The 15,686-nt window shown below is 66.2% G+C and carries 16 protein-coding genes; 8 read left to right on the forward strand and 8 right to left on the reverse strand.

The genetic code is table 11. The annotated features are described in order from the left end of the window. Window positions 1–113: 113 nt before the first annotated feature. Window positions 114–494 (reverse strand): DUF4256 domain-containing protein, encoded by a 381-nt coding sequence (locus ACIRA7_RS04795; RefSeq protein WP_396219686.1) that lies wholly within the window; start codon window positions 492–494, stop codon window positions 114–116. Here ACIRA7_RS04795 and ACIRA7_RS04800 point away from each other — a divergent pair. Beyond that, window positions 493–1,800 (forward strand): DUF3300 domain-containing protein, encoded by a 1,308-nt coding sequence (locus ACIRA7_RS04800; protein ID WP_396219687.1) that lies wholly within the window; start codon window positions 493–495, stop codon window positions 1,798–1,800. The genes ACIRA7_RS04795 and ACIRA7_RS04800 overlap by 2 nt on opposite strands. A gap of 127 nt (window positions 1,801–1,927) precedes the next feature. On the opposite strand, the gene ACIRA7_RS04805 is transcribed toward ACIRA7_RS04800, so the two are convergent. The 4 genes from ACIRA7_RS04805 to rfaD form a co-directional block, all read right to left on the reverse strand. Continuing rightward, a complete protein-coding gene (locus tag ACIRA7_RS04805; protein ID WP_396219688.1) occupies window positions 1,928–2,983 on the reverse strand; it encodes a 2-oxoacid:ferredoxin oxidoreductase subunit beta in 1,056 nt (351 codons plus the stop codon). Next, the gene (locus ACIRA7_RS04810) at window positions 2,980–4,779 is read right to left on the reverse strand and encodes a 2-oxoacid:acceptor oxidoreductase subunit alpha (protein ID WP_396219689.1); all 1,800 of its coding nucleotides are present in this window, start codon (window positions 4,777–4,779) and stop codon (window positions 2,980–2,982) included. The genes ACIRA7_RS04805 and ACIRA7_RS04810 overlap by 4 nt, the downstream gene beginning before the upstream one ends. After that, window positions 4,776–6,584 (reverse strand): FAD-dependent oxidoreductase, encoded by a 1,809-nt coding sequence (locus ACIRA7_RS04815; protein ID WP_396219690.1) that lies wholly within the window; start codon window positions 6,582–6,584, stop codon window positions 4,776–4,778. The genes ACIRA7_RS04810 and ACIRA7_RS04815 overlap by 4 nt, the downstream gene beginning before the upstream one ends. 181 nt (window positions 6,585–6,765) lie before the next feature. Beyond that, window positions 6,766–7,764, reverse strand: coding sequence for an ADP-glyceromanno-heptose 6-epimerase (gene rfaD / locus ACIRA7_RS04820; protein WP_396219691.1), 999 nt, complete (start codon window positions 7,762–7,764; stop codon window positions 6,766–6,768). A gap of 257 nt (window positions 7,765–8,021) precedes the next feature. On the opposite strand from rfaD, the gene ACIRA7_RS04825 reads away from it, so the two are divergent. The 4 genes from ACIRA7_RS04825 (at window position 8,022) to uppS (ending at window position 10,245) form a co-directional block, all read left to right on the forward strand. Then, a complete protein-coding gene (locus ACIRA7_RS04825) occupies window positions 8,022–8,438 on the forward strand; it encodes a CBS domain-containing protein (RefSeq protein ID WP_396219692.1) in 417 nt (138 codons plus the stop codon). 73 nt (window positions 8,439–8,511) lie between these two features. Continuing rightward, window positions 8,512–9,144 carry a hypothetical protein gene (locus ACIRA7_RS04830; protein ID WP_396219693.1) on the forward strand — a complete coding sequence of 211 codons (633 nt, stop codon included), beginning with the start codon at window positions 8,512–8,514 and terminating at the stop codon, window positions 9,142–9,144. A gap of 103 nt (window positions 9,145–9,247) precedes the next feature. Continuing rightward, window positions 9,248–9,538, forward strand: a complete 291-nt coding sequence (locus ACIRA7_RS04835; RefSeq protein WP_396219694.1) for a winged helix-turn-helix domain-containing protein — start codon at window positions 9,248–9,250, stop codon at window positions 9,536–9,538. After that, window positions 9,535–10,245 (forward strand): polyprenyl diphosphate synthase, encoded by a 711-nt coding sequence (uppS, locus tag ACIRA7_RS04840; RefSeq protein ID WP_396219695.1) that lies wholly within the window; start codon window positions 9,535–9,537, stop codon window positions 10,243–10,245. Before ACIRA7_RS04835 ends, uppS begins: the two co-directional genes overlap by 4 nt. Here uppS and ACIRA7_RS04845 read toward each other — a convergent pair. Further along, complete coding sequence (locus ACIRA7_RS04845) at window positions 10,205–11,473, reverse strand: pyridoxal phosphate-dependent aminotransferase (RefSeq protein WP_396219696.1); 1,269 nt, start codon at window positions 11,471–11,473, stop codon at window positions 10,205–10,207. The genes uppS and ACIRA7_RS04845 overlap by 41 nt on opposite strands. 182 nt (window positions 11,474–11,655) lie before the next feature. On the opposite strand from ACIRA7_RS04845, the gene ACIRA7_RS04850 reads away from it, so the two are divergent. The 3 genes from ACIRA7_RS04850 (at window position 11,656) to ACIRA7_RS04860 (ending at window position 14,274) form a co-directional block, all read left to right on the forward strand. Beyond that, on the forward strand, window positions 11,656–13,074 hold the full coding sequence (locus ACIRA7_RS04850; RefSeq protein WP_396219697.1) for a sulfatase-like hydrolase/transferase: 1,419 nt from the start codon (window positions 11,656–11,658) through the stop codon (window positions 13,072–13,074). Further along, on the forward strand, window positions 13,071–13,652 hold the full coding sequence (locus ACIRA7_RS04855) for a DUF1415 domain-containing protein (RefSeq protein ID WP_396219698.1): 582 nt from the start codon (window positions 13,071–13,073) through the stop codon (window positions 13,650–13,652). The genes ACIRA7_RS04850 and ACIRA7_RS04855 overlap by 4 nt, the downstream gene beginning before the upstream one ends. A 136-nt stretch (window positions 13,653–13,788) precedes the next feature. Next, window positions 13,789–14,274: a hypothetical protein gene (locus ACIRA7_RS04860; RefSeq protein ID WP_396219699.1), complete on the forward strand. Its 486-nt coding sequence runs from the start codon at window positions 13,789–13,791 to the stop codon at window positions 14,272–14,274. 28 nt (window positions 14,275–14,302) lie between these two features. Here the strand turns inward: ACIRA7_RS04860 and ACIRA7_RS04865 are convergent, their stop codons facing one another. Beyond that, window positions 14,303–14,830, reverse strand: a complete 528-nt coding sequence (locus ACIRA7_RS04865; RefSeq protein ID WP_396219700.1) for a CIA30 family protein — start codon at window positions 14,828–14,830, stop codon at window positions 14,303–14,305. Further along, window positions 14,827–15,686 (reverse strand): NAD-dependent epimerase/dehydratase family protein (locus ACIRA7_RS04870; RefSeq protein ID WP_396219701.1); only part of this gene is annotated, 860 nt, incomplete at its 5' end. The genes ACIRA7_RS04865 and ACIRA7_RS04870, both read right to left, overlap by 4 nt.

Here is a 15,686-nt window from a genome sequence, read left to right on the forward strand (position 1 = left end):
CCACCACTGTCACACCAGCGATCGACGCGGGCGCACTCGGGCCCGAGCGCCTGCATTCCCGCGACGACTCGTGTGGCGGGCACGGATGATGCTGAAGGGCGGCGCACCGGATGTCATTCGCCCACTTCATCGAAACAGCAGCTCCGGCGACTGAGCGGGCTTTCGGCCGCGCAATCGCAAAAGGTGAGCGCGTCGGCGTCGCCCCCGAGGCTGACGACGTCAGGCTCGCCGCCGGTGGCTTCCCTCTCGCGGAGCGCCCGCAGAGCGGCGGGGTTCCCGTCGAGCCTAGCCCGCACGTCCGACCCCGCGAAAATGTCCACTTTCGGCGAGCCTCCTGTCCTGAATCGAGGATAGGGCGACGCCGCCGAACGACCGACGACAAACGCCAAGTCGTTGTGACATAACGCACTTCGCCGCGCCACCGTCGAGGTATGCATCCTGCACCGTAGGGCGCGTGAGAGGTTTTCCCGTGTCCCCTGTCGGAGCGGCACCATGTCCCATAGTCCGTTCGTTCCTCTGTTGGCGCTGTCGCTGGTTACTGCTTCCCCCCTCGCATCGCTCACGGCCCAGGTTGTCGCGGCGCCACGAAACGAGGTGATCGACGTCGAGCGATTCGCCGACAACCAGCTCGACAATCTGGTCGGTCCGATCGCGCTCTATCCCGATGCGCTGCTGGCGCAGGTGCTGGTGGCGTCCACCTTCCCCGATCAGGTGGAGGACGCGGCGCGCTGGGTGCGCGAGCACGGCACCGCCGGCATCGACGAGCAGTCGTGGGATGTGAGCGTGAAATCGGTCGCGCACTACCAGTCGGCGCTCAACATGATGGCCGACAAGGGCGACTGGACCGCGACGCTGGGGCGTGCCTACGCCTATCAGTCGAGCGACGTGATGGCGGCCGTGCAGCGCATGCGTCGCCTGGCGGACACTCAGGGGAATCTGGTGTCCACCTCGCAGCAGCAGGTGGTGCGCGAGTCGAACAGCTACGTGATCGTGCCGGCACAGCCACGCGTGATCTACGTGCCGGTGTACGATCCCATTCTCGTGTACACGCGGCCCATCTTCAATGTCGGGTTCTCCAGCCGCTACTGGTCGTTCGGGGTGGGTTTCCCGATCGGCGGCTGGCTGAACTACGATCTCGACTGGGGCCGCCGTGCCGTGTACTACAACGGCTGGGATGACGTATACGTGGGCTATGGCGGCGGCTGGCGTGCCCGCTCGCGGCCGTTCATTCACGTCACGAACATCTACGTGAGCCCGCGCTACCGCGACGTGTTCGTGAATCGCAACGTCGTCTATCGCACGGTCAACTATCGCAACGTGGATCGGTACGCGGGCTATCATCGCGACGTGCGTTTCGATGCGCGTCGGGACGGCAATCGTGACGGGTACCGTGACGGGTACCGAGCTGGCAATCGCGTCGGTGCTCGCGACGGCTACCGCGACGGGCGCGACAACGGGCGTGGTCGGGACCTGGTGGACGACAATCGCGTCGGGCGCTCGGCGCAGCCTCGCGCGCAGGGCGGATCGGCGTCGCCGGACGGTTATCGCAACGGACTGCCGCAGCGCGAGGTCGGGCGGAGTGACGGCGAGGCGCGTGGCGGCGGCAATCGCGGTCGAGATACCCAGCGTAGCGAGGGTCGCTCGGAGCGGGCCGCCCCGCTACGCACACCGGAGTCCTCGTCACCGCAGGAATCACCGCAGGCGCGTTCCCCCGAACCACGCAACGCGCCCACCCGCACGGCGCAGCCGCGGAACCCGTCTGATGGCAGTCGCGGGAGTCGCGAGCGCCGGGGCACGTAGCGACTCACAGCGCCGAAGCGGCACCGCGTGTCGTCCCGACCGGACGCTCCGCGGTGCCGCTTCGCTGCTGGGCGCCTGAGCGCAGGGCGCTCTCCAGCCGATCTTTGTTCGGTGCTGACGAGCCGTCCTAGCGATACCGCTCCATCAACGACTGCAGCGCCGCATTCCCCGGGCAGAGATCCGCGAACGGCACGTCGACCAGCGGCTGCGTGACAGTTCTGGCCATGGTGTGCATGTCCTGGCCACTCTCGTCGATGAACAGCAGCCCGGTCGCTACCTCGTGGCGAAGCTGGCAGGCGCGCACATGCGCGTAGGCCTGCTCGCGGTCGGTGGGATCGTAGCTGTCGGCCGTCTTGCGGAAGCGCACCGTGCTCCCGTCGTGCATGGCCACCACCGACACGTCGCTCTCGGTCTCGGGTGCGGTGATCTCGCGACGCAACGGCACGAAGTCCGCCGCCGAAATCTCGACCTCGTGCTCGCGCGTGAACTTGTAGCTCTTGGTGGAGCCTTCGTGGTCGTTGAAGGTCACGCACGGTGAGATCACGTCGATGAGCGCCAGGCCGTTGTGCGACAGGCCGGCCTTGAGGATGGGCACGAGCTGCGCCTTGTCGCCCGAGAAGCTGCGGGCCACGAAGGTGGCGCCCAGCGTGAGCGCCAGCAACACCGGGTCGATGGGCTGCTGCAGGTTGGCCTCGCCCTTCTTCGACGTGGAGCCGATATCGGCCGAGGCGGAGAACTGCCCTTTGGTGAGGCCGTACACGCCGTTGTTGTCGATCACGTACAGCATGCGCACGTTGCGACGGATGGCGTGTGACAGCTGCCCCAGACCGATGCTGAGCGAGTCGCCGTCGCCGGAAATGCCGATGTAGGTAAGGTCACGATTGGCCGCGCTGGCGCCCGACGTGACCGACGGCATGCGCCCGTGCACGCTATTGAAGCCGTGCGACTGCTTCATGAAATACGCCGTGGTTTTCGACGAGCAGCCGATGCCGCTCATCTTCGCTGCGCGATGCGGCGGCAACGACAGCTCCCAAAACGACTGCACGAGGGCTGCCGTGACCGAGTCGTGGCCACAGCCGGCGCACAGCGTGGACATGGCCCCTTCGTAGTCGCGGACCGTGAAGCCCAGCGCGTTGCGCTGCAGCCCCGGATGGCGGACCGGTGGTTTGGCAATGGACGTCATGCGGGCACCTGGGCAAAATGGTTCGCGATGGCGGAGACGACCACATTCGCGGTGAGCGGCATACCACCGTAGTCGAGCACGGATGTCATGTTATCGCGAGGCACACCAGTCTCGATCGCCAGCAGTGAACGGAGCTGCGCGTCACGGTTCTGCTCCACCACGAACACCGCATCGTGTGCGTCGATGAACTCGCGCACACTGCTGTTGAACGGGAACGCCTTGATGCGCATGTAGTCGGCCACGATGCCCTGCTCGCGCAAGCGATCGACGGCTTCGAGTACCGCCGCGTGGCAGCTGCCCAGCGACACGATGCCGACGTGGGCATCCGGCTGCATGTGGAACTCCGGCGCCGGGACGACCGTCGCCGCCGTGGCGAACTTGCGCGTGAGCCGATCGACCACTTCCTGATACGCGTCGGAGTCTTCGGTGTACGCGCCGTGCTTGTCATGCCCCGAGCCGCGCACGAAGTACGCGCCGTTGGGATGCACGCCGGGCAGTGTGCGCGCGGCGATGCCGTCGCCATCCACATCGAGGTACCGCGAGAACTTCTTCACCTGCTCGAGGGCGGCGGCATCGAGCACCTTGCCGCGATCGGGCCGATAGCTGTCGTCCCACACCAGGCGCTTGCACATCCAGTCGTTCATGCCGATGTCGAGATCACTCGCCACGAACACCGGCGTCTGAAAGCGCTCGGCCAGATCGAACGCCGTGGTGCCGATGTAGAAGCATTCTTCCGGGCTGCACGGGAACAGCACGATATGCTTCGTATCACCGTGCGAGGCGTAGGCCAGCGACATCAGATCGCACTGCTGCGTGCGGGTGGGCATGCCGGTGGCCGGCCCGGTGCGCTGGATGTCGTAGAAGACCGCAGGAATCTCGGTGTAGTACGCGAGGCCGATGAACTCCTGCATGAGCGAGATGCCGGGGCCCGACGTGTTCGTGAAGGCGCGGGCGCCCGCCCAGCCGGCGCCGATCACGATGCCGGCCGCCGAGAGTTCGTCTTCCGCCTGAATGATGCAGTACTTGTGTAGACCGGTCTCGGGTTCCACGCGGTAGCGCTCACAGAACATGCGAAACGCTTCCATGAGCGACGTGGACGGCGTGATCGGATACCAGGCCCCCACGGTGGCGCCCGCGTAGACGGCGCCTAAGCCGGCGGCGGTGTTGCCGTCGATGAGAATGGAGTCGCCGGTGGCGTCCATCTTCTCGAGATGGAAGGGGAGCGGACAGGCGAAGTGCTCCTTCGCATAGTCGTAGCCCAGCCGGATGGCCGTGTTGTTGGCTTCGAGCAGCTTCTTCTTCTTGGAGAACTTCTCGAGCAGCATCTGCCCGATGATGTCCATGTCGATCTCCAGCAGCGCCGCCAGCGCGCCGGCGTACACGATGTTGCGCAGCAGCGTGCGATCGCGGTCACCGACGAAGGTGTCCACGCACATCCGTCCGAACGGAATGCCGATGATCGTGATCCCTTCGCGCTCGAGCTCGGCGTCGAGTGGCCACGACGAGTCGTACACGAGGTAGCCGCCCGGACGCACCGTGGCCACATCCTTGGCGTACGTGCTGGGGTTGAGCGCCACCACGAGATCGACGTGCTGCGGACGCGCGGTGTAGCCGTGCTTGCTGACACGTACTTCGTAGAACGTGGGCAGTCCCTGGATGTTCGAGGGGAAGATGTTCTTGCCCGTGACCGGGATGCCCATCCGGAAGATCGCCTGCATCAGCAAGCTGTTCGCGCTGGCCGAGCCGGTGCCGTTCACGGTCGCCATTTTGAAGGCGAAATCGTTGATGCCGCTCATACGCTCACCGGAACGACGGTGCCCGACGCGCTGAACGCATAGGGCAACACGAGAGAGAATTTCTGCATGTCCCACGCGGCGGTGGGGCAACGTTCAGCGCAGAGCCCGCAATGCAGGCAGATGTCTTCGTCCTTCACCATGATGCGCTGTGTCTGCGGCAGCGCCTCGGATACATACAGATCCTGCGAGAGGTTGTCCGCCGGCGCCTTGAGTCGCGTGCGGAGCTCTGTTTCGGTCTCCGCCACCGGCGCGATGGTGAGACAGTTCACCGGGCACACATCGATGCAGGCGTCGCACTCGATGCACAGCTTCGCGGTGAAGTGGGTCTCGATATCGCAATTCAGGCAGCGCTGCACTTCGGTGGCGGTCTGCTCCGGCGTGTAGCCCAGCTCCACCTCTTCACTGACGCTCGCGAAGCGCTTCACGAGCTCGGCGTGCGACATCTGGGCTCGCGGCGACGGATTGAACTCGTTGCTGTACATCCACGAGTGCATACCCATCTTGGTGCTGGTCAGATGCATGCCCTGCGCGGGACGGTCGGTCACGTCTTCGCCGAGGCAGTGCTTGTGAATCGAGATCGCCGCCTGGTGTCCGTGTTCTACCGCCCAGATGATGTTCTGGGGTCCCCACGCGGCGTCGCCGCCGAAGAACACGTCGGCGCGCGACGACTGGAACGACGCCTTGTTGACCACCGGCATATCCCACTGGTCGAACTCGATGCCGATGTCGCGCTCGATCCACGGGAACGCGTTGTCCTGGCCGATGGCGAGGATGACCGTGTCGCACGGCATGATGATCGTGTCGATGACGGTACTGGTCTGGCGGCCGTTCACCTCGCTCCACTCCAGCCGCTCGAACTCCATACCCACCAGCTTGCCGTCTTCGATGACGAACCGCTTGGGCGCGTGATTCTCAATGATGTGAATCCCTTCTTCCTCGGCGTCCTCGAGTTCCCATGGCGACGCCTTGAAGAACTTGCGGCCGCGGCGGGCGATGACGTTGGTGTTGGTGCCGCCGAGCCGGCGCGACGTGCGGCAGCAATCCATGGCGGTGTTGCCCACGCCAATGATGAGCACGTTCTCGCCGACGGACTCGATGTGGCCGAAGTGCACGGAGCTGAGCCACTCGATGCCGATATGGATCTGATCGCGCGCGGCCGGGTCCCATCGTCCCGGAATGTCGAGCTCCTTACCCTTGGGCGCGCCGCTGCCTACGAAGACGGCGTCGTACTGTTCATCGAGCAGGGTGCGCAGGCTTTCCACCGGCGTGTTGTACCGTACCTCGGCGCCCATATCGATGATGCACTGCGTCTCCTCGTTGAGCACCTGCTCAGGGAGACGGAACGACGGGATGTTCACGCGCATCAGTCCACCGGCCTGCGCGTTCTTCTCGTAGATCACGACCTCGTAGCCCAGCGGCAGCAGGTCGTTGGCCACCGTGAGCGACGACGGGCCGGCACCGATGAGCGCGATACGCTTACCGTTGCGATTGGTGACCGGCTTCGGGAGATAGGCGCTGATGTCGTCGCGGAGGTCGGCGGCGACCCGCTTGAGGCGACAGATGGCGACGGGCTTGCCGTCAACGCGGCCGCGCCGGCAGGCGGGCTCGCAGGGGCGATCGCAGGTTCTTCCCAGAATGCCCGGGAAGACGTTGGATTCGCGGTTGAGCAGATACGATTCGGTGTACCGTCCCTGCGCGATGAGCCGGAGGTATTCCGGGACGTTGGTGTGCGCGGGACAGGCCCACTGGCAATCCACCACCTTGTGGTAGTGGTCGGGCGTGCTGACATCCGTGTGCAAAGACATGGGGCGTCGCCTCGTAGCAAGTCCATGCCGAGATCGGGGACCTCTCCGACTCGGCGCCGGAAACTCAGACCATCTACTGAGAGTATGCGTCACGATGGTCGTGTCCGCCATGCCGTTCGGCGTCGCCGTCAGGAACCGTCTGTCTCCACTCCTCTCCGCCAATAACGACCAGTTCGGTTGCTCACGCCGCCGGCTGTGCGGCCAGCCACGTTACGTACTGCGTGATCCCCGTGGCCACGTCGGCAAAGCGATGATCGCAGCCGGTGCGGCGCAGCTGGGTGAGATCGGCCTGCGTGAAGCACTGGTACTTGCCCTTGAGCGCATCGGGGAAGTCGATGTACTCGAGCAGCCCGTGTTCGATCAGCTGGTCGATCGGCAACGCCGCTTCGCCGCGCAACCCACGCACGGCGTTCACGGTGGCCACGGCCACATCGTTGAAGGGCTGGGCGCGACCGGTGCCGAGGTTGAAGATGCCGCTCTGGTCGGGGTGCTGGAGGAACCACAGGTTCACGGCGACCACGTCGTTCACGAACACGAAGTCGCGCGACTGTTCACCCGGTGCGTAGCCGCCGTACTCGCCGAACAAGCGGACCTTGCCCGTTTCGCGGAACTGGTTGAAGTGGTGGAACGCCACCGACGCCATGCGGGCTTTGTGCTGCTCGCGTGGCCCGTACACGTTGAAATAGCGAAAGCCCACCACCTGCGCGGTGGCTGATGGCAGCAGGCGACGCACGACGTTGTCGAACAGCAGCTTGGAGTAGCCGTACACGTTCAGCGGCTGCTCGAACTCGGGCTCCTCGCGGAACGAGGCACTGCCGCCGTAGGTGGCGGCTGACGAGGCGTACAGCAGGCGGGTGCCCTGCCGCTGACAGGCGTCGAGCAGATCCTTCGAGTGGCGATAGTTGTTCTCCAGCATGAAGCGGCCGTTGTGCTCCATCGTGTCGGAGCAGGCGCCCTCATGCAGGACCGCGTCGACGTGACCGAACTCGCCGCGCGCGAAGCGGTCGTAGAACTCCGACTTGTCGAAGTAGTCGCTGATTTGCGCGCCGGCCAGGTTGCGGTACTTCTGCCCGTCGGTCAGGTCGTCGACGGCGATCACGTCGTCGATGCCGACGGCGTTCAGTCCATGCACGAGGTTGCTTCCGACCATGCCGGCGGCGCCGGTGACGACAACTTTCATCTTGACGGGAATCCTTCGCGGAGTGGAGTCGGTCGGCCACGTGATTGCGGCAGCGGATCGACGGCTGGTCTCTCGGGAAGTATGGGCGGTCCGCCACGGCCACGCGACCGGACCGGGGGCGCTCACGGCAAAAACCGGTGTGGTTGTACGGGTTTACCGGATGTCCACCGCGGCGTGCGCGGCCAGGTTGGGTGCGTCGGCCACCGGGTCGACGGGACCTGAGACTCAGCGAGATATCTGTGCGCGTCAGAGACATCATGACGACCAAGGTGTTCACCATACAGCCGGGAAAGCACCTGCGCGCCGTCGAGGAGATCATGAAGTGGGCGCACGTACGGCACGTCCCGGTGGTCGATGATCATGGGCGGCTGGTCGGCATCGTCAGCCATCGGGATCTCATGGGCGCTGCCATCTCGACGCTACAGGTCCGGATCGCCGAGGTCGAGCGGATGCAGCACAACGCCGCGATCGAGGTGCGGCAGATCATGCATGTGCCCATCGCCACGATCCGGCCGGACGAACGGGTGCAGCGGGCCGCGCACCTCATGCGGTCACTGCGAATCGGGTGTCTGCCGGTGCTCGAGGACCAGCATCTCGTGGGCATCGTGACGGAGGCGGACCTGCTGCACTTCATCGAAGAGTTGCCCGACGCCGCGCTGCCCCCCCGGATCTGACTGGGTCACGGGTATTTGACTTTACAACACAAAGTACTTGACATCTGGCGACGGCCGGCGGATATTCCTTCCCATGGTCGCCCCGTCGTCGGAACCGCCCGCCCTGCACGACCGGGCCCTGCAGGACCTGTCGTTCATCCGGCGCACCATGGAAGGCGCGGCGTCGTTCACCGACGTGCCCGGCTGGGGATTGGCGTGGATTGGCGCCATGGCGCTCGTGGCCGCGCCGCTGGCCCATCGCCAACCCGACCCACAACGGTGGCTGACGGTGTGGTTGGCGGCCGCCGTGGTCGGGGCGGTGGTCGGCGGCGCCGCGATGTACGCCAAGATGCGCCGCCGCGTGGGCGACGGCGGTGCGCGCCTCCTCAGTGTGCCGGCCCGGAAATTCCTGTTCAGCTTCTGGCCCGCCATGCTCGCGGGTGCGGTGCTCACCGTCGCGCTCGTCGATGTCACCACGCCGGGCATCCCGCCGCAGCTCACCGCCCGGGTGCTCCCCGGGCTCTGGCTGCTGCTGTACGGCACCGGCGTCACGACGGCCGGCACCTTCTCCATCCGCGCCGTGCCGCTCATGGGATGCGGCTTCATCACCCTCGGCGTGCTCGCGCTCTTCGTGCCCGCCAGCAACGGAGACCTCATGATGGCGCTGGGCTTTGGCGCGCTGCATCTCGTGTTCGGCGTCCGCATCGCCCGGCGGCATGGTGGATAAGCGCGATGGCAGTGCCGCCCGCGCCCGACGCGCATCATCCGGCGCCATCGCACCCAACCAGGGAACGCCCTTGACCGCCGTCGACGGAGACGCATTGACGCCGATGACGCTCGATCGTCTCATCCACGAGCGCGTCCGCCTGGCGATCGTGAGTGCGTTGGCGGTGCACGAATCGCTCACGTTCAACGAACTCAAAGCGGTGCTCGACACCTCGGACGGCAACGTGTCGGTGCACGCGCGCAAGCTGGAAGACGCCGGATACATCATCTGCACGAAGGGCTTTGACGGGCGCATTCCGCGCACCGAGTACCGACTCGCGACCGCCGGACGTTCGGCGCTCGAGCGGTATCTTTCGCACATGGAAGCGCTGATCAAGCGCGTGGGAGGCGCATGACGCGGGTTCCGCAACATCTGGCGTTGATCATGGACGGCAACGGCCGGTGGGCCACCGGCAAGGGACGTCCCCGCTGGATGGGGCACGCACGCGGCGCGCACACGGCGCGCGAGGTCGTGGCGTACTGTGCGCAACGCGGCGTGGAGCAGCTCACCCTGTACGCGTTCTCCAGCGACAACTGGAAACGTCCGGCGGACGAAGTGGGCTTCCTGTTCGATCTCTTCGCGTCGCACCTCGAACGCCAGCTCGCCAAGCTGCTCAAGCACGGCATCCGGCTGTCGGTGATCGGACGCCGTGACCGATTGCCGCGCGCGCTGTGCGAGGCGATTACCGCGACCGAAGCGCGCACCGCCAAGGGCACGCGCATGCATCTCCGCGTGGCGGTGGACTACTCCAGCCGGGCGGCCATTCATGAGGCCTACGCGATGGCCGAAGGGCGAGGCGACGCGTTGGCCGACACCAACATCCTGCCGCCGGTCGATCTCGTGCTGCGTACCGGCGGCGAACGACGGCTGTCGGACTTCCTACTCTGGGAGAGCGCGTACGCGGAACTGGCGTTTCTCGACGTGAACTTCCCCGATCTTTCCACCGCCGATCTCGATGCGGTGTTCGCGGACTACGCCAAGCGGGAACGGCGTTACGGCACCGTCCCCGCACCGGCCAGCGTCAGCGCTCCGACGACCCCAGTGATTTCGGCGCTCCGCTGATCACTTCCGGCAGCGCTGCGGCGACCGCCCGCATTTCGTCGGGCGTGCCGATCGAGATGCGCGCCCAGTCGGTGTACGGCGGAAACGCGCGGCCGATCATGAAGCCCTTCGCCAGCATCGCCTTCTGCACCTGCTCCACCGGCATGCCGGCGTGGAAGAATACGAAGTTGGTCTGCGACTCGGTCATCTTGCGCCCCATCTTCGCGATGGCGGCCTTCATGATTTCGCGCCCTTCCTGGTTGCGCTGCTTGCACATGGCCTGAAACGCCGTGTCCTGAATCGAGGCCGCGGCGCCCAAGGCACCGAACACACCGGGCGCGCTCGTGCTGAGCGGCTGCAAGCGGGCAATGATGTCGGGACGCGCGATCACGAAGGCCGTGCGCAGGCCGGCGAGTCCGTGAATCTTGGACGCGGTGCGCGAGATGATCACGTTCTCGCCCTTCTTCACCATGTCCACCAGCGACGTGTACGACGGGTCGGTCACGAAATCGTGGTACGCTTCGTCGACCAGCACCATCGAGCGACGAGAGGCACTGCTCACGAAGGCGCGCAACTTCGCGTCATTGGTGAGGTTTCCCGTGGGGTTGTTCGGATTGCACACGAAGGTGAGATCGACCGCCTGCGTGAGACGGCGGTCCATCGTCTCGAGATCGTGTGACAGATCCGCCGCCAGCGGCACCTTGTGCACCCGGATGCCGAGCGACTCGGCGTACCGCGGCAGTCCCTCGTACGTGGGCCAGGGGGTGAGCACGTCACCCTTCATGCCGTAGGCGAGACAGACGATGCTGAGCAGCTCACTCGATCCGGCCACGATCATGATATGGTCGGCCGGCACGCCCACCGAATCGGCGTAGATCTGCTTGAGATTCGGCAGCGACGGCGCGCCGTACCAGGCATGCTGCTTCCAGCCGGCTTCGATCGCCTTGCGGGCGCTCGGCGCCATGCCGTACGGGTTCTCGTTGGAGGCGAGGCGGATCGGCCCCTCGGCGCGGCGGGCTGCCGCCACCATCTGCTCATGCGCGGCGAAGCCGGCCGCCGTCGTCTGCCCGTCGATCACGTGCGTGGCGTCAGGTTCGAGCGCCGGGAGCAGGGCGGGCGTGAGCGATCCGGTGGCCATGGCCCCTCCGGCTACCAGCCCCGAGGATTTGAGCCACTGGCGGCGGGAGAGCGGCGATGGCGTGAACGGCGTCATGAGCAGATCCTCGGGTTGTGGTGGCGCGGCGGGCACAACGGAGACTCCATGGGGCCGGACAGAGGCGGACACGCTCCAAGCCAACCACGCCATATTGTACGACATTCCGGGCGCTTCCGCTGTGCCGGCGGTTGACCGGGACCGGCAGGACCTCACCCTTGGGCAAACGGAGCGTCGGGATGCATGCGCCTCGGGCACGGCAGTGGGCACGCCCTTTCGTGCTTCTCGCCAGCGCGTTGCTGGCCCTGACATCGGCGGGCACGGCGGGCGCCCGAGATGCCTCGGCACCCCCAACCGCTCCGCCGCGACCACCCAACATCGTGTTCATCCTGCTCGACGATGTCCGCTACGACGACATGGTCGACCACCCGTTCGTGGATCTGCCGAACCTGAAGCGGCTGGCCACCGAAGGCGCGTCATTCCGCCGGTTCTTCACCTCGGCGCCCCTCTGCTCGCCCAGCCGCGCCGTGTTCATGACCGGACAGTACCCATTCCATAACGGCATCGTCGACAACGGCGAGCGGGCGGAGCGCAGCCATCAGCTCGTCACCTTCCCGAAGCTGTTGCACGACGCCGGCTATCATACTGGCTTCTTCGGCAAATGGCACATGGGCCACGAGGACGATTCCCCGAGGCCGGGCTTCGACCGCTGGGTGAGCTTCGTGGGGCAGGGGGTCTACTTCGATCCTACGCTGAACGTGGACGGTGTGGTGGCCGGCGTGAAAGGCTACATGACCGATATTCTCACGGCGCATGCGGTGTCGTTCATCAAGGCCGCCCCGGCCGACACGCCGTTCCTGGCGTTCATCGCCCAGAAAGCGGCGCATCCGGAGATCTACCCGAATCAGGTGCGCTCCTTCCCGCCAGCACCCGGCGACGAAGGCGCGTTCGTCCACGACTCGATTCCGCACGGCGTCAGCTGGCGCGCGCCGCTGACCGGGAAGCCGGCGCTCCAACGGCCGGTCGATGCCAACGATCCGCGCAGCCCGCAGGGTGGGCTGCCCGACCAGTACGTGCGTGATCGGCTGCGTATGCTCCTCGCGGTGGATCGTGGCATCGGCGCCGTGATCACGGCGCTGGAAGCGAAGGGCGTGCTCGACGAAACGGTGTTCATCGTGACCAGCGATCAGGGGTTCTTCTACGGCGAGTTCGGATTGGCGCAGGAGCGCCGGCTGGCGTACGAGCCCAGCACGCACATCCCGCTGATCGTGCGTTATCCGGGCGTCGTGAAGCCCGGCGTGACGCCGAATGCGCTCGCCAGCAACGTCGATATCGCGCCCACCATGCTCGAACTCGGTGGTGCGACCATCCCAGCCAGCATGGACGGGCGCTCGCTGCTGCGCGCCCTGCGCCACGACACCACGGAGATTCGCGACGAGCTATTGATCGAGTACTACTCGGATACCGAGTTCCCACGCCTCAAGGGCATGGGATACAAGGCTGTGCGTACCGACCGCTACAAGTACATCCGCTACGACGAACTCACGGGGATGGACGAACTCTACGATCTGCAGGCCGATCCGCACGAGTTGCGGAACCTGTTGCCGGACAACGCACCGGCCGGTGTGCGCGACGAGCTGTCGGCACGACTCGACCGGTTGTTGAAGCGGCCAGTCGCACCGCAGCCCCGCCGATGAGCGATTCCCGTGAAGAGGCACAGGTGGCCGCCGTCGTCGCCGCCACCCGTACGTGGCTGGAGCGCGCGGTGATCGGCCTGCAGCTGTGTCCCTTCGCGCGCGCGGTGTACGTGAACGAGCAGGTGCGCTACACCGTGAGCGATGCGCAGAACACGAACGCGCTGCGTTCAGCGCTCGAGCGCGAGTTGCACGCGCTGGTGCAAGCGGATGCGAGTGTCATCGATACGACGTTGCTCATTCACCCGCTCGTGCTCACCGACTTTCTCGAGTACAACGATTTCCTCGACATCGCCGAGGCGACCGTTGAGGCGTTGGGGCTGGAAGGCGTGGTGCAGATCGCCAGCTTTCACCCGGCGTATCAGTTCGCCGGCACGTCGAGCAGCGACGTGACGAACTGCACGAATCGCTCACCGTACCCCATGCTCCACCTGCTGCGCGAGGCGAGTGTGAGCCGCGCGGTGGCAGCCTTCCCCGACGCGCCCAACATCTACCAACGGAACATCGACACCATGCGCCGCCTGGGCGTGGGTGGATGGGCGGCGTTGGGTCTCGAGGCACCGGGTCGCGCGGCGACGTGACGGGGAAACACCGCCTGCGCTGCCGATTCCTGTGACGCCTGCGGCGCCCCGTGCGCTAGTTTCGTGGAGCAGGCACGCGTCGCCGGTAGGCCAGGCGTGTCGTTCAACACTCCCAGCTGGCCCTCGAATGACTCGTGTGTGTGCACTCCTGAGCCTCGTGGCCGCCTGCGCCGGTTGCGCGAAGGACACCCGGCTCCCGTCAACGCTCAAGGTGTCGTACTACGCACAGGATTCGGCGTTCACCGATGCCGAACCACTCCGGGTGAATGTCGGCTCGGGCAAGCAGCTCCGGAGTTTGCGTGGCATCGAGCTGGCGCCGTATCACCCGTTTCTGGTGTCGGGGGAAATGCCGCTGGACAGCGGCGCGACGCTGCCTGTCTCCGTCCTCATCCTCGGCGCAAACGCCGATACGGCGGCACACGCACAGCTGACACTCGGTCCGGTGGAACAGGAAACCTCGTACACGCTTGGTGTCATTGCGGGTGGGCGCACTCCGTCGGTGCGCACATCGTCGCGATGCGGATCACGGGTGGCGGTACCGATGCAACGCGCGGGCACGGCGCGCGCTGGTGATTCGTTGTTCGTGAGTATCAGCGGTGTGCGCGGCGGCGTTCCGTGCTGAGCCGGCTCACGCCGCCGCGGCCGTCAGCTCACGTGAGCCACAGCTCCGACAGCGCGACATCCGCGCGAAACGCCGTCTTCGCCGCCACGACGCCGATGCGCACGATGCGGCTCACATCCAGCGGCGTGGCGAGCGATACCGGCGTGAAGGCCCCCCAGTCGAGCACCACGCGCGTCCATTCCGCCGACACCGGTAGCGGCGCGCCGTAGTACTGCCACGGCGCGCGCGTATCGGCGGTACGCAGATGCACGAAGTACGAACCGGGGGTGCCACACACGCTAAGCGCCACGCCGCGAAATCCGCGCGCGTTGACACCGCTCCCCGGCGGCTCGCCGAGCGAGCAGGCTGCCTGGATGAATCCGCCGTTTTGTTCGAGGGACACGCGGCCGGTGAGATGCAGCGCGTGGCGGCCGTGCACGGTCGCCATCGTACCGTTCACGATACTCACGCCACCCATCACGCGATCGGAAAACACCGACCACCGGCGGGCCAGTGCGGCCGGCCCCGCGTCGAAATCGTCGAGACGAAGCGGGGCCGACGTGCCGCCCGGGCTCACTTGGGGCTACGCGCCTTCCAGAGCGCCAGCAGCGCCGCTTCCCGCTCCGGCGTGAAGCCGGTCTTGATCGCGGCCTGACGATCGGCCGGCAGCGTGCGCCACCATGCGAGCGTGTCGCGCGCGGTGTCTTCCATGGGGCGCACCGTGAGCCCCGCCTTGAGTTCGGGCGTGATGTCGATGCGCGCGAAGCCAGCCGTGCGTCCACGCATCACCTGAAACACCGGCAACTCTTTTCCATAGGGGTTCGCGCCATTCGCCCGCAGGAAGTCGGCATCCACCCATGTGTACGTGGGATTGCTGCCGACACCCTTCTGAATGCGCGACACGAACTCCTTGAACGGCATCCCCATCTGCGGGCCCACGCCGTTGAACACGCCATACGTGCGGTTCTCGACCAACGTGACGCAGAACTTCACCAGGTCGCGCACATCGATGACCTGCACGTGGTCGGTACCATCACCCGGCACCAGCACCTCGCCGCCGCGGGCGATGCGCACGGGCCAGGACGTGAAACGGTCGGTGTCGTCTTCCGGACCGACGATGAGCCCCGGACGCACCACCGTGACACGCCCCGGCATGGCGGCGTGCGCGGCCTTCTCGGCATACGCCTTCGCATGACCGTAGGGGAGCGGCTTGCCCGCCTCGACCGGCGAGTTTTCGAGCGTGAGCACCGGGGCCTCGATCGACATCGGCACGCGGCTGAGATCCTGGTACACCGAGCGCGTCGAGATGAACAGATACTGGTCGACGTTGTCGCGCAGCAGCTCGGCCGAGAGCTTCACCCACTCGGGCGCGCTGGCCAGCGACGCGGATTCGTCGATCACGGCGTCCCACTTCCGCCCCTTGAGCGCGCTGA

Origin of the sequence: Gemmatimonas sp., from assembly GCF_044376735.1 — a bacterium.
Classification (GTDB): Bacteria; Gemmatimonadota; Gemmatimonadetes; order Gemmatimonadales; family Gemmatimonadaceae; genus Gemmatimonas.

Coding starts and splice junctions, on each gene's coding strand:
- ACIRA7_RS04810 (WP_396219689.1), bottom strand. CDS start 4,779: ATGAGCGGCATCAACGATTTCGCCTTCAAAATGGCGACCGTGAACGGC.
- ACIRA7_RS04835 (WP_396219694.1), top strand. CDS start 9,248: ATGACGCTCGATCGTCTCATCCACGAGCGCGTCCGCCTGGCGATCGTG.
- ACIRA7_RS04815 (WP_396219690.1), bottom strand. CDS start 6,584: ATGTCTTTGCACACGGATGTCAGCACGCCCGACCACTACCACAAGGTG.
- ACIRA7_RS04825 (WP_396219692.1), top strand. CDS start 8,022: ATGACGACCAAGGTGTTCACCATACAGCCGGGAAAGCACCTGCGCGCC.
- uppS (WP_396219695.1), top strand. CDS start 9,535: ATGACGCGGGTTCCGCAACATCTGGCGTTGATCATGGACGGCAACGGC.
- ACIRA7_RS04795 (WP_396219686.1), bottom strand. CDS start 494: ATGGTGCCGCTCCGACAGGGGACACGGGAAAACCTCTCACGCGCCCTA.
- ACIRA7_RS04855 (WP_396219698.1), top strand. CDS start 13,071: ATGAGCGATTCCCGTGAAGAGGCACAGGTGGCCGCCGTCGTCGCCGCC.
- rfaD (WP_396219691.1), bottom strand. CDS start 7,764: ATGAAAGTTGTCGTCACCGGCGCCGCCGGCATGGTCGGAAGCAACCTC.
- ACIRA7_RS04805 (WP_396219688.1), bottom strand. CDS start 2,983: ATGACGTCCATTGCCAAACCACCGGTCCGCCATCCGGGGCTGCAGCGC.
- ACIRA7_RS04830 (WP_396219693.1), top strand. CDS start 8,512: ATGGTCGCCCCGTCGTCGGAACCGCCCGCCCTGCACGACCGGGCCCTG.
- ACIRA7_RS04800 (WP_396219687.1), top strand. CDS start 493: ATGTCCCATAGTCCGTTCGTTCCTCTGTTGGCGCTGTCGCTGGTTACT.